This is a genomic window from Streptomyces sp. GL_140, from assembly GCF_057834465.1.
On record NZ_JBYQMJ010000002.1, the window covers coordinates 207,446 to 220,724 of the forward strand.

At 68.5% G+C, this 13,279-nt stretch carries 10 protein-coding genes; 6 read left to right on the top strand and 4 right to left on the bottom strand.

Annotation, left to right across the window (positions count from 1 at the left end):
* Window positions 1-55 precede the first annotated feature (55 nt).
* The 4 genes from AC3IYJ_RS40600 (at window position 56) to AC3IYJ_RS40615 (ending at window position 4,942) form a co-directional block, all read left to right on the top strand.
* Entirely contained in the window at window positions 56-919 is an 864-nt protein-coding gene (locus AC3IYJ_RS40600; RefSeq protein WP_489403239.1) for an SGNH/GDSL hydrolase family protein, read from the top strand.
* A gap of 10 nt (window positions 920-929) precedes the next feature.
* Window positions 930-2,213 (top strand): acyltransferase family protein, encoded by a 1,284-nt coding sequence (locus AC3IYJ_RS40605; protein ID WP_489403240.1) that lies wholly within the window; start codon window positions 930-932, stop codon window positions 2,211-2,213.
* A gap of 179 nt (window positions 2,214-2,392) precedes the next feature.
* Window positions 2,393-3,604 carry a hypothetical protein gene (locus AC3IYJ_RS40610; protein WP_489403241.1) on the top strand — a complete coding sequence of 404 codons (1,212 nt, stop codon included), beginning with the start codon at window positions 2,393-2,395 and terminating at the stop codon, window positions 3,602-3,604.
* A 555-nt stretch (window positions 3,605-4,159) separates the two neighbouring features.
* Window positions 4,160-4,942, top strand: a complete 783-nt coding sequence (locus AC3IYJ_RS40615) for an SMP-30/gluconolactonase/LRE family protein (RefSeq protein WP_489403242.1) — start codon at window positions 4,160-4,162, stop codon at window positions 4,940-4,942.
* Here AC3IYJ_RS40615 and AC3IYJ_RS40620 read toward each other — a convergent pair.
* On the bottom strand, window positions 4,920-5,093 hold the full coding sequence (locus AC3IYJ_RS40620; RefSeq protein WP_489403243.1) for a hypothetical protein: 174 nt from the start codon (window positions 5,091-5,093) through the stop codon (window positions 4,920-4,922). The two genes, AC3IYJ_RS40615 and AC3IYJ_RS40620, sit on opposite strands and share 23 nt — an antisense overlap.
* A gap of 376 nt (window positions 5,094-5,469) precedes the next feature.
* Between AC3IYJ_RS40620 and AC3IYJ_RS40625 the strand changes: the two genes are divergently transcribed.
* Entirely contained in the window at window positions 5,470-6,114 is a 645-nt protein-coding gene (locus AC3IYJ_RS40625) for an ML domain-containing protein (protein WP_489403244.1), read from the top strand.
* Window positions 6,115-6,169: 55 nt separating this feature from the next.
* On the top strand, window positions 6,170-7,879 hold the full coding sequence (locus AC3IYJ_RS40630) for a DUF4012 domain-containing protein (protein WP_489403245.1): 1,710 nt from the start codon (window positions 6,170-6,172) through the stop codon (window positions 7,877-7,879).
* Between the two features lie 221 nt (window positions 7,880-8,100).
* Here AC3IYJ_RS40630 and AC3IYJ_RS40635 read toward each other — a convergent pair whose 3' ends face one another.
* From AC3IYJ_RS40635 to AC3IYJ_RS40645, 3 genes are all read right to left on the bottom strand, one after another.
* Window positions 8,101-8,673 (bottom strand): hypothetical protein, encoded by a 573-nt coding sequence (locus AC3IYJ_RS40635; RefSeq protein WP_489403246.1) that lies wholly within the window; start codon window positions 8,671-8,673, stop codon window positions 8,101-8,103.
* A gap of 107 nt (window positions 8,674-8,780) precedes the next feature.
* Window positions 8,781-10,814: an RICIN domain-containing protein gene (locus AC3IYJ_RS40640; RefSeq protein ID WP_489403247.1), complete on the bottom strand. Its 2,034-nt coding sequence runs from the start codon at window positions 10,812-10,814 to the stop codon at window positions 8,781-8,783.
* Between the two features lie 404 nt (window positions 10,815-11,218).
* A complete protein-coding gene (locus tag AC3IYJ_RS40645) occupies window positions 11,219-12,625 on the bottom strand; it encodes an LCP family protein (RefSeq protein WP_489403248.1) in 1,407 nt (468 codons plus the stop codon).
* Window positions 12,626-13,279 lie beyond the last annotated feature (654 nt).

The following is a 13,279-nucleotide window of genomic DNA, read 5'->3' on the forward strand; positions in this document are numbered from 1 at the left end:
GACGGGACGATGACGAGCCCCGGAATGCCGCCCGACGGCTGTTTGAGTGCTCCACATGAACGACACCACGCACCCCTCCACGACGACCCCCGGCGCCGACGGGACCTCCGCTTTCCGCCGCGGTCCGGTCCGGGCCGTCGTCCTTTCGGCCATCGCGCTCACCACGGTCCTCACCCTCACCTCCTGCGGCTCCACCACGCAGGACAACACCTCCCAGGCCTCCTCCGACCAGGGCGGACAGGCGTCCGCGTCGGCCGGTTCCGAGGGCAGGAAGCCCTCGAAGGTGCTGTGGATGGGCGACTCGGTCGCCGTCGGCGAGGCCCTGCCGCTGGCCGCCTCCCTCAAAGCCTCCGGCATTGGCTTCACCTCCATGGCCGCCGACGGCGGAGGCGGCGTTCTCGGCCCGAAGATGATCACCGACAGCACGTGGAAGGAACTCGACAAGCGACTGGCCGCCGAAAAGCCCGACGCGGTCGCCTACCAGATCACCACCTACGACTGGGGCACCGCCGCCGAGCAGCAGGCCGCGTACGAGAAGCTCATCACCACCGCCAAGGCCGCCGGCGCCCGGGCGCTGATCGTCTCCTCCCCGCCCTTCGACGTGGACTCCGAGTTCTACGCGAAGAAGAAGGCCGACATCGCGAGCGCCCCGAAGGCCGCGCAGGCCGCGGTGGCCGCCCACCCCGACGATGCCTCGTTCCTCGACGCGTCCGCCCTGTGGGGCACCGACTACAAGGGGGAGAAGGCGCAGCGAGCCTCCGACAAGATCCACTCCTGTCAGCAGGGCAGCGCCTCCTTCGCGCAGTGGTTCACGGGCGAGCTCGGCAGGATGGGCAACTTCAAGATCGCCGACGCGAAGACCTGGACGGACGGCGACTGGACCAAGTCCGACGTGTTCTCCGCGCTGAACTGCGCCTGACATGAGCCCCATGCCCACCACCCGGAGCGCGCCGCCGCCGGTGACTTCGCGCAGTCGCCGGCGGCCGGCCGGCGCCGCTGGCCCCGCCGAGGCCCGTCGTACGCACGTCGCGCCGCTGGACGGCCTGCGCGGCCTGGCCGTCCTGGGGGTCTTCCTCTTCCACACGGACGTCTTCCCCGGCGGCTTCCTCGGCGTCGACCTGTTCTTCGTCCTGTCCGGCTTCCTCATCACCGGACTCCTGGTGCGCGAGGCCGCGGGCAACGACGGCCGGATCGACCTGGCGGCGTTCTGGGGCCGCCGGGCCCGCCGCCTGGCCCCCGCCCTCTTCGCCTGCCTCGGCGGGACCATGGTGCTGGCGGCCTTCCTCGGCACCCCGGCCATGGGGCGCTTCGCTCACCAGGACGCCCCCTGGGTCCTGGCGAACCTGGCCAACTGGCACTTCATCACCGAGCAGGTCGGCTACTTCCAGGCCACCCCCACCCGGGTCCTGACCCACATGTGGAGCATCGCGGTCGAGGAACAGTTCTACCTGCTCTGGCCGCCGCTGGTCCTGCTGCTCCTGCGCCGCCGGCGCGGCGACTCCGGTTCCGCCTCCGGCCGCACCCTGGCCGTCACCGCCCTGCTCGGCGCCCTCGCCTCGGCGGCCCTGATGGCCTGGCTGGCCGCCCCCGTGGACACGACCCGCGTCTACGAGGGCACCGACACCCGCGCCTTTGCCCTCCTCCTCGGCGCACTCGCCGCCTCGCCCCCCGTCCAGCGCTGGACGGCCGGTCTCCCGGTCCGCGCCGCGGGGTTCCTCGCCCTGATACCCGGGACCCTGCTGGCCGGCGGCTGGGCACTGGCCTCCGGTACCGGGCAGCCGTTCCTCTTCCGGGGCAGCCTGCTCCTGCACTCCGCGGCCGCGGCCGCCCTCATCGCCCTGCTCGCCCACGCCCCGCGCGGACCGCTCGGCCGGGTCCTGGGCTGCCGTCCGGCAGCGTCACTGGGCGGGCTCTCGTACGGCTTCTACCTCTGGCACTGGCCGCTCATCCTGCTCCTCGACATCTCCGGCCCCACCCTGCACGGCTGGGCCCGGACCGCCTGGCTCGGCGCCCTCTCCCTGACTGCGGCCGTCCTGTCGAAGAAGCTCGTCGAAGACCCCGTGCGCTACAAGGCCCGCTGGGCACACGGCCGTTCGGGCGCCCTCGCGCTCCTGGCCGCCGTTGCGGTGCTCGGCGCCCTGTGGCTGGCACTGCCCCTCCTGCTGCCCGACAGCACCCCCGTCGTCGACGTGACCCGCCTGCCCACACCCTGAGGCGAGTGTCCCCACTTCGACGTGCGTCGCCGGCTCCCGTCCGTATTAGTCCGTTCAGGTGCGCTTTTTGTACATCGCTTGCCTGGAACGAGGGTGTACCGGGAGCAGGTGACTTAGGAGAAGCAGAAGGCAGCCTCGGAGTTGCCGAGTGCATTTCCTATCCAGAAGTGGTGGTTTCCATGTCTCAGGAAGATGGCTCCGGGAACGGGGAAGGCCTCGATTTCTCCAGTGAGGCTGCGGCCCGCACTCCGATCGATGTATTGAATGCACCTCAGCTGGCCCGGAAGCTCAACACGACACTCACGGGCGCCTATGGGCTGGCCATGGATGGCGGTGCCTTCTACGTCGGCCTCCAGGACGGCGAGATCTACAAGTGCTCCTTGGACGGAGCCGAGAAGAACCTGCTGGCCACGATTCCCGGGGGGCACCCGGTGATCCAGAGCATGGTGCTTGGAAGCGGCACGGGATCAGGGGGTGTCCCCTCGCTCTACGTGACGGATCAGCAGTCGACCCTCTGGTGTGTACCCGTCGCCGGGGACGGCGCATTTCATCCCCGAGAGGCTGCTACTGTTCCGGGTATTCGCGGTGTGGCGGTAAGCCCTGATCAGACGTTTGCCGTCGTGGGCGACACCGCTGGCGCCCTTCACCGGATCGACCTGCAAACGGGATACAAGGGCCCGACGCTCGCGACTGGCCTGTCCGCGCCCATCGCGATGGCATTCGCCCCTGGTGACCCCACGGCTGTCTACGTGGCCGACTACAACAGTGGCGATCTGTGGAAGGTCATGATTGACGGGAGCACCGGTAAATCTCTCATTGCGACCGGTCTCGATTCGGCGTACGGCATGACGGTGGTCACCCACTCCGGCCCCAACCACAGTACGTTCGACATTGCTTACGTTGCTTGCTGCAACAGTGATGATTTGTGGCGCGTTCCTCTCATGGGGAACGTACCGACCCCGGTCTCGCGGGAGTTGAACCTGGCGGCCTTCCACTTCAGTGACGGAGGCGATTTGAATTCGACCCCGCAGTTCGACCTCGAGGGCACTGCTTACATCACAACCCGTACCGGGGTGCTGTGGCGGGTTGAGCAGGTGGCGGATCCCGCCAGGCCGGCCAAGCCCGTGATCAATGCGCCCCGGAACAACGGCACCACCGGGAACCGTCCGGACTTCTCCGGTAAAGTGTCTCCGATTCCCCCGGTGGGCACGACCATTCATGCTACCGAGGGTCGTGCCGTAATTGCCGATGGAGTCCAAATCCATCCGGATGGTTCTTGGGCCTTTGATGCAGGCGTCCCGTGGGTCGCCGGGCACCACACCGTAGTGGTGACTGCCCGAATCGGCACGCAGGAATCGGATGCTGCCACTGTGGCTTTCACCGTGTCCTAAGAGTTCTCCGCAATCGGGCTGAGGAAGTCGGAACTGAGCTTTTTTCAGCCCGTACTGAGGCATCGTGAAGGACGAGGATCTCCTTCACGGTGCCTCTTCTTTGACGGGTGCCGCGTCGATGCCGTCCAGCTGGAGCTCTGCCACTGCGTACCCGCTCGGAGTCCTCGGACGCATCGCGGAAAGCACTGTCCTCGGCTGGTACATGCCACGCCTGATCAGATCCCGCAACGCCTATCTGGCCACGACCCTCTGACCCTTGCGAGGGGGATCGGCGACGGCCTGACATACAAGCGTGGCATGTAGCTGCGACGGTGTCAGTCCGTGTGGGCGAATCGATGTCCACCTGGCGCTGCCGTCTTCGACGGAAGGAACGGCGTCATGTCTCCTGGTACGGACAGCTTTGCGGGGGGTCCGGGGAATTCTCTGGATGCGCGGAACTCTTCTCGAGTCACCCCGAGGCCTTGGTTCGCCCATACGTCCGGCATCGTCATCCTGGGGGACACGGGGTATTTCTGTCGCGAAGGTTCGTTTATCGAAGAGGCGAGCATTCATCAGGTGAATCTTCGCGATCCACGGTTGTCGCCGGTCAAGGTTGCCAGTGTCGACAGCGTCGCGGTCGCATTCGGGGTGCTCAGCGGGTCCGATACGGTCCCGGTCACCGCATACGTCGCCGAGGGGGTCGACGACGAAAGGCTGTGGCACGTTCCGCTGACGGGCCTGGAGCAGGATGCTCCCCGCGTCATCGTCGCCGAGGTCGCCACGGAAAGCGGCATGGCGCTGGACGGGAACGGCCATGGCTACGGCGTATGCGCCGGGCGCGTCTGGCGTGTCGATCTCGAGTCAGGTGCAGTGCACACGGTCGTCGACCAGCTCGGGGGCGCGGGGAACTACTTCGGAATGGCTTACAGCCCGGCGCGCTCCTGCCTCTATGTCGTCGAGGCGACCGGGACGCTGTGGCGCGTTCCGCTGGACGGGCAGCAGCCGTCGCAAGTCGCCACCGGGATGGGGCCGGTCGCTTACGGTGTGGCGCTGCAGGAGGAGGTGGATGCGTCCGGTGGCACCTCCCTGTGGGCCTACGTCGTCGGGTGCGGGAAGGTGTGGCGGGTGAACGCCGACAGCCCGGTTGCGATCCCGGTCTCCGAGGACGTCAACCTTGCCGTCCACAACCTCGGCGACGACACGACGACCATCGGCTTCGACTCCGAAGGCAACGCCTGGATCACTCAGTACTCCCTGGCAGTGCTGTGGAAGATCTCGGGGTTGTCCCGGCCGGCTTCGCGGCGGCTGGTCATCAGGACTCCGGCTCAGGGCGGTGTCACGGGTCTTGTGCCGGACTGATCGCCACGAACATCAAGGTGGACCAGGCCACCGGGTGCTGGCTCTTCGACCGTGACCAGAAGGCCGGCCCCTGGACCACGGGCGACCACAGGGTGACGGTCTCCACGAGCCCGGACACCGCCTCCTGCGGTCCCGCGACGGTGGACTTCACCGTCAAACCGGGCCTGGTCGTCACCACGCCCCGGGGCCGAAGTCACGGGAGTCAACAGCGTCACCTTCTACGTCGAACAACCCTGATCGAGCTCCCGCCACCCCTCGGCTCGATGTGGTGCGAGGGGAGACGGGCAGAGTGCGACATAAAGAGGTGATGAGGGCCGACATACCCGTCGAGTGACCGGCTTCCTGAAATTTTCCGGTTGGTGCGTCGGCGCGTTCGCGCCACGGAGTGAAGGCCGTAGTACAACGGATTCGGCGATGCCGGATGAAGGCAGTGGGACGACGGGAATCCGGGGCATGGCTGAAGTCGATCAGTCCCGCACTGTGCCCCACCAATAGAAGTTTGCCGGTACGTGAAAGGAGCCCCTTCAATGAAGGACGTTGTCGTAAAAGGGCATCGCCAGTCCATCAGTGTCGCCCGCGCGGACGGGCGCGGAGCGATCCCTGAGGCGCAATGGTTCGTGTGGAGAGTTCTCTGCAGATGGTTATCCCGGGTGGGCGTCGCCCTCGCCGTGTTGGCCATTTCGGTTGGTGGCGTGACCACAGCACAAGCCGCCGGCTGTCCCCCGAGCACCCCCTACCCGCCCACTCAGTGCGGCATCGAGGTGAGTACCACGACCCCCTTCGCGGGGGGACCCCTGACCATTTCGGCCTCGGGGTTCGCGCCGGGCACGCCGGTGAGCATCGACCTGTTCAGTGTGGTGGTCAACCTGGGGACCGGGACCACGGACGGCAGTGGCAAGCTGACGATGAAGGTGACCATCCCGGCAGACATCGAGAGGGGGAACCACACCATCAAGGCGTCCGGTAAAGGGTCGGACGGCTCGTCCCTCGTCCTCGAGGTGAAGGTCACCGTGATCGAACCCGGGTCGGGTGGGGAAGTGCCGGGCGGCGAACTGCCCGGCACCGGTGTCTCGCAGCTGGCGCTGATCGGTGCGCTCGGCGGGATCCTGGTCGCCACCGGAGTATTGACCTGGCTGCTGGTCCAACGTCACCGGCGGGGCAATGCCCGCTAAGCTTTGCGCACGCCGGTCGTGCCGCCGGATTGTCCTCGGCGCGGGATTGGTCTGTGTGCCGCTCGCGGCGCTGGCCGGTTGGTTACTGGTCCAGGCCCGAACGGCCCAGGCTGATCTGACCGCTGCTCAGGTGGCGGTCGAACGGCTCAGAACCGACCTCGTCGGCGGAGGCCGGCCTTCGGGCCAGGTCCTGAGCGAGATCCGGGAGCACACCCGGGCGGCCCGGCAGGCGACCTCCGGTCCGGTGTGGTCGGCGGTCGCCCACCTGCCCTTGGCCGGCCGGCCGTTCCGCACCGCGCAGGGGATGAGCACAGCCGTCGACCGGATGGCCGCCGATGTGCTGCCCGACGTGATGCGGCTGCGCCAGATGGCCGAGCCGGGAAAGGTACTGCGCGACGACGGCGCGGTGGACCTGGACGGGCTCGCCCAGGCCGACCCCGTGTTGGCGCGCATTCAGCAGAACCTCCACCTGATCCAGGTCGGCCTGAGGGGACTGCCCAGCTCCACGGGTGTCGACCGCCTCGACACCGCGCACAGGCAGCTGACCGGCCAGGTGACGCGCCTGGCAGCGTCGGCGAAGACCGCTGGGACGACGGCGCGACTGCTTGTGCCGGCCCTCGGCGCATCCGGCCCGCGCTCGTACTTCTTGGCGTTCCAGACCAATGCCGAGGCCCGCGGCACCGGGGGCTTGGTCGGCGCCTTCGGCATCCTGACCGCTGATCACGGTCGGATCACCTTCCACGACGTGTCCTCCAACGACGCGATGACAGCCGCCCCTGCCCCGGTCGCCGACTTCGGCCCGGACTTCGAGCGCCGGTACGCGGCCGCCCAGAGCACTCGTCTGCTGGCCAACTCCAATCTGTCCGCACACTTCCCCTTCGCGGCGCAGGTATGGGTCGGCCTGTGGCGGCAGCGCACCGGTCAACAGCTGGACGGAGCGATCGCGACCGACCCGGTGGGGCTGGGCCGCCTGCTGGAAGCCATCGGCCCGGTTGCGCTGCCCGGCGGCGAACAGCTGACCGCCGCGAATGCCGTCGCCCTCACCGAGAGCACCTCCTACGCCCGCTACACCGACCCGCCGGCCCGCAAGCGCTTCTTCGTGCAAGTCGCGCGAGCCGTCGGCGACGCGTTGCTGCACGGCCGCCACGACTCCGCGGCCCTCCTCCAAGCATTGGGACACAATGCCCGCGACGGGCGACTGCGCATGTGGAGCAACGATGGCGCCGCACAGACGGTCCTGGAGCAGAGTGCGCTGGCCGGCAGCGTTTCGCAGGACCCCGGCCCGTTCAGTGCCCTCGTGGTCAACAACTCCGCGGGCACCAAGCTCGACTACTACCTGGATCGCTCCCTCACCTACGAACTGGGACCCTGCCGGAGTGGGAGCCGAACCAGCACGGTCCGGATCAAGCTCGCGAACCGCGCTCCGGCCGGGGGCCTACCCGCCTACGTCACGTACCGCACCGACGAACCGGTGTCGCCACACCCGCTCGGGTCCACCCGGGCCTGGGTCTCGTTGTACGCGAGCGTGGGCGCGCAGCTCAGCCATGCCTCGATGGGAGGGCAACCGCTGCTGATGTCGGCGAGCGTGGAGCGCAAGCATCTCGTACTGACCAGTGAGGTGGAGCTGCCGCCCGGACAGGTGCAGGAGATCGAAATCCAACTGAGTGAGCCTGCCTCGGATCGCGCACCAGTGGTGCCGGTACAGCCCTTGGCCCGGCCGCAGACCACGCGGCTGGTCACCGCATCCTGCCGGGAAGCCGGCTGAGTCCTTGTCTTGACCTGAATTGCGATGGATCCACTTCTGGTGGAGCGGCTTGCGGAGGGGGCAGGCCGCTCCACCAGAAGTCTCAAAGATTTAGTAGGTGGAACCGAAGGCCATGAGGAGCTACATCGCTCATGGCCTTCGGTCATGTCGCGCACGCCGCGGGGGGCGCGGCGCCTGCACCTGGACGCGACATAGGGAGAAACGATTCAGCGTCTAAGTGGTCACGCACCTTCACCGGCTCGCCGCGCACGGCGTGCGAAGATTCCGAGGGCCGCGGCCCCTGCCGCCATGCCTGCGATGGTCCACCACAGGGCAGGATGCTGATCAGTGTTCGCGGACAGTTCGGGGGCCGGCGACTGCGGTGATGGCGAGGAGTACGTGCCGGTCCGGGGCGCCGGGGTGCCGGCGGCCGGCGCCGGGTCCACCACGGGCACGTCGATGTCGAGCGAACCGTGCCCCAGGGCGGGGAAACCCACGTCGACGGAGACCGTCCACGACCCGGGCGGCAGCGCCTCGGCCGTGGTCCAGCCGGAGCGCGCCGAGCCGGGATCACGGACCAGACGCCAGGGTCCCAGTGTGCGGGAGCCGTCCGCGTTGGCCACGTTGACGGTGCCGGCGACGGCTTCGTCGACGACGTCCCCGTCGTTCTCCCAGGTGATGTCGGCGGTTATGTGGCCTTCTCGGTGCCCGGTCACCACCACCTCCAAGGGGCTCCCGTGGGCGTGCGCCGCGTCGGGGGACAGGGAGATCAGGCCGAGTGCGGTCAGGACGGCGGCCGGAAAGGCGATTCGCATGCGCATCGTGGAAGTACTCCGGGTGGGGCGAGGGAACCGGTGGACGACCGCGGAGAGCGGTCGTCCACCGGGGAGGGTTCTCGGACTTGGGAAGGCGGTCCGATCGGTCAGTCGGCCTTCTGCAGGGTCCAGGCCTGCGCCGCGCGGCCGTCCGCGCGCTGGAGGTCGAGCAGCCAGGTCCCGTAGTACGGGCGGTTGCTCACCGTGAGGGCGAAGCCGCCGCTCGGGTCCGTGACGGTCACCGCGCCGCCGCGGGCGGTCAGCCGCCAGGACTGAGCACCGTTGCCGCTGTCGCAGGGCTGCTGTGCGATCCACATGCCGGCGGTGGGGGCGCCGCCCGGCTGCAGGCACTTGCCGGAGGCCGCGGAGCGGATGCGGATCCGACCGTTGCCCGCGTCGTCGAAGTGCCACTGCTGCTGTGCGTAGCCGTTGGCCCGGCCGCCGACGAGGACCGTGCCGTCGGCCGTGCGGCCGCCCCATACTTCGGCGGCCGTGTTGGTGCTGCCGTTGCTGAGGAGGTAGCGGGCGTCCGGGGTGGTCGTGCCCCCGGTGGTGTCCTTTGCCGTCCGGAAGGACGTGGCCTTGCCGGGCCCGCTGTCACGGCCCGAGGCGTCGCGGACGGAGACGGCGACCTTGTACGAGCTGTCGGGATGCAGGTTGTAGATGCGCATCACCGGGGACTTGACCCAGTTCAGGTGCTTGCCGTTGAGCAGGACCTGGTACCAGTCGGCGCCCTCCACCTTGGGCCAGCTCACCGAGGCGGAATCCGACCGGATTTCACCGGCTGTGACGTCAGGTCCGCCAGTGGGAGACTTGGTCGGCTTCGGGGTGGGGTCCGGGTCCGGACTCGGCTTGGTGCCGCCTCCGCCCCCGTCCCCGCCTCCGCCGTTCCCGCCGTTCCCCTTGTTCCGCATCAGGAACTGGTTGTCGGCGATGTTCCAGTGCGTGGCCAGGTAGCTGCCGGGCTTCGGGCTGGTGTGGAAGTAGTCGTCGTGGTTGCAGTCCAGGATGTTCTCGGCCGCCTGGTTGGTGCAGACGTTGCGCATCTGCGGGTAGTACGGGGTGTCCGAGTAGCACATGACGTCGAACTCGTCGGTGCAGTGGGCGCCGTGGCTGGTGTTGGGGGCGCTGTTGTTGACCGCGCCGAGGTTGTGGCCGAGTTCGTGCGCGGCGGTGTGGCCGCCCCAGCAGCCGGAGTCGGTACGGCCGTAGGAGGGGCCGAAGTTGCTCTGGTTGTTCTGGCCGGGCCGCTCGTCGCCGTTGAAGGTGCCGATGCCGCAGTAGACCTGGGTGTCGGCGAAGAGCATGTACTTGCGGTCCCGGCGGTCCAGGCCCTTCGCGGCGAGAGCGGCGTTGGTGGCGCTGAAGTCGGCCAGTGCCGAGTCCGGGAGCTCGATGTTGAGCACGGCCGGGGTGCAGTCGGCGGCCGTCACGTAGCGGATGTGCCTTACTCCGCCGGTCTCCTGGGCGCTCGTCGAGTAGATGAGGTCGGCGTCGGCCGCCCATTTGTGGAACGAGGCCACGTACTCGGAGTAGCGGTCCCGGCCGGGGCCGTGGATGTATGCGACCTGGACGCGGTTTCCGGTGCTGCCGTCGCTGTCGCACTGGACGGTCTGGCCCGCGGGTCCCGTGGCGACGGCCTGACCGGCGGCCGAGGCCGACGGTGCGGGCGCGGCGGACTCGTCGGCGGTGCGGTCGGCGTCGGCGGCGGGCGCGTCCTGAGGACGCCCGCCGCCTTCGCCGGGCACCGGGTCATCGGCGGCGGGGCGGGCCGGATCGGCCGCCGCAGCCGTTGTCTTGACGGCGGGAGCGACGTCCTTCGCAATGTCGACGCCCGTGGGCGGTGCGTCGGGGCCGTGGGTGCACTGGCCACCCCTGGTGCGATAGACCCCGACACAGCGGTCGCCCTTGGGTGCGGGCTCGAGGCCGTCGTAGACCATGCCGCGCGCGCTCTCGTTGGCGGGCGCGCTCGCGAGGGGTTCCGGGTCATGGTCCCGGGTGGGCTCGGCAGCCGGTTCGGCCGCATTTGCAGAGGCCGTCGGGGCTTTCGTGGAGGCCTGGGTGCCATCACCCAGTGCGGAGTAGGCGATACCGCCGGCTATCACCGCCGCCGTGGTCATGGCGGCGGTGAGCAGTATCAACCGCCGGGGTTTCTGGGGGGTTTCGTACCTTCGCCGCCCTGTCATGAGCACCTCATATCCATTGGGATCGGTGGGTGCGCGGAAGCCTGGCAGATGTATAGGGCAGGCATTTTGGGTGTGGGGTGCGGGCTTCGAAAAACCGCTCCACCGGACCACTTGGGGGTTTGGTCCGACGGGGACTCAACTACCAGTGAATAAGCGGATGTTGTCCGTCCAGCAGCTCGCAGCGGTGGACTGTTCGGGGGGTGGCGTTACCGTAGGTAAAGGCTTGATCTGTCGGTTTTGGTGGTGTTGATAGGCGTTCTCGGTACGCGGCGTACGGATGTGTGGTACAGGGTTTGCGGCGTAGGGGGTCCCGGGGACCCCGGGACCCACCCTGCGCTCCCCGTGTCACGCTCGGACGGTCAGGAGAGCCCTGCGCAGAGGTCGCTGTCGGCGGGGCGTGCCTGGCTGGCGAGGCTGGAGGGCTGTGGGGAGGGGGCCGAGGAGGGGGTGGGGGAGGAGGGGGCCGAGGAGGGGGCGGGGGCTCTGGCGTAGTCCCCTCCGGCGATGAGGGTGAGCGGGGTACCCGGGCCGGGTTCGAGGCGGGCACCGGGGAAGAGCCGTGCCAGTGCCTGGGCTTGGGGCTCTTGGCCGGTCCCGTACCGGATCACGGTCTGGGGATGGTCCGAGCGGCTGTCGTTTCCTGTGCGGGTGACGGTGAACCGGTGGGCGCGCAGCAGGTCCGATGCACGCGCTGCGAGGCCTGGGACGGTGGTCCCGTTGTAGACGGTGACCGCGGCGCCCTCCCCGGTTGAGGTAGACGGTGACTCGGTGGGGGCGCTGCTGGTCCGAGTCGGGCTGATGTTCGACGCTTCGATGGTGCGGTCGGTCTTCAGGGCGTCCCACAGGGCGTCGATGTCAGGGTGGACGAGGTCCACGCGCGATCCGTCGTAACGCCAAGGGGCGGTCAGGAACCGGATGTCCGCGAGGTTGATGTCCTTCATCGTCATGGCGAAGGAGAGGAGTTTGTCGGCGGAGCCGAGACCGGGGTCGACGGTGATGGACCGGGTTGCCGCGGTGGCCAGCGGGATCAGGGTCGTGGGCGTGTAGCCCCGCTCCTTGACGGTTCTGATGAGGCTTGAGAGAAAAGCCTGCTGGCGTTTGGTACGGCCGATGTCGGATCCGTCGCCGATGCCGTGGCGCAGTCGCACGTAGTCCACGGCGGCCTTCCCCGAGACCTTCTGTTCACCCTGGTGGTAGAGAAGGGATCCACGGGTGCGGCGGCCGGGGTCGAGGTCCTTCTGGTAGATGTCCTTGGGCAGGCAGACCGGCACTCCGCCGACCACGTCCGTCATGGCGGCGAAGCCCTGGAAGTCGACGACGATGGTGTGGTCCATGCGCAGGCCGGTCAGGGTTTCGACGGTGTTCTGCGTGCAGGCGGGGTTGCCGGACTTGGCTTCGCCGACGGAGAACGCCGAGTTGAACATGGCGTGCCGGCGGGTAGGGGTCCATGTGCCGTCGGGTAACAGGCAGGGCGGGATGTCGACCAGGGCGTCGCGCGGGATGGAGACGCCGACGGCGCGGTGCCGGTCTCCGTAGACGTGGAGCAGGATGGCCGTGTCGGAGCGGCCGATGGAGTCCTGGCGGCCGCCGCCGAATTTGGGGTTGGAACCGGTGCGGGTGTCGGAGCCGATGAGCAGGATGTTCCTTGCGGCCCCGCGGGTGGCCGCCGGCCGGTCGTCACTCAGGCCGCTGCTGTCGATGATGCTCACGCTGCCGCTGAGCTTCAAGTAGAGCGAGCCGACCCCCGCGATGGCGAGCACGGTCACCGCTGTGACGACGGCTGTGATGAGCCGCGTCCGGCTGCGGCCGTGGCGCCTTCTGCCGGACGGGGAGGGGACCCGGAGAGCCAAAGGCTTCCGACGGCTCTGCGCCGAAGTACGGCGGGGTCGAGGGATCGGAGTGAGCGACATGGTGGTTGCGAGGGCATCCGATGAGGACTCTTGGGTCCGACTGGTCATGGGGTACGCAATCGTCCGGGCACCCTGGGGAGGGGGGCGGGGGCCGCACCGGGCGTGAAGGCGCAGGAGTGGCGCGCCGACGAGGAGCGGGTGACGTCGTCCGGCTTGTCCTGCGGACAGCGAGGTCTTCGCGTCACCGCTGATGTCCGAGGCTGTCGTGGGGTGGGGTGCGGGACGTTGTGCGGCAGGCCGAGGGCGCGCGAACGGAGCCGCAGGGCGCCTTGGGCGGACGTCGTCTCGTGCATGACGGTTTAACGATTCTGCGATCACGCGCGTAGCGGTGCGTGATCGATTCGTCACCTGTGGTGCGTTGGGCGCCCGGAAACCGGGCAAGAGGTTTGAACAGCCGTAGAAAAAGGCGATAAACGATGGAAGAAACGATTTTTATCGCACCGGGCACGGTCGGACGAAACGAAGGAAGGACGCTGCGCCGACAGGGGCGGGCCGCTTCTGTTCCGCTGG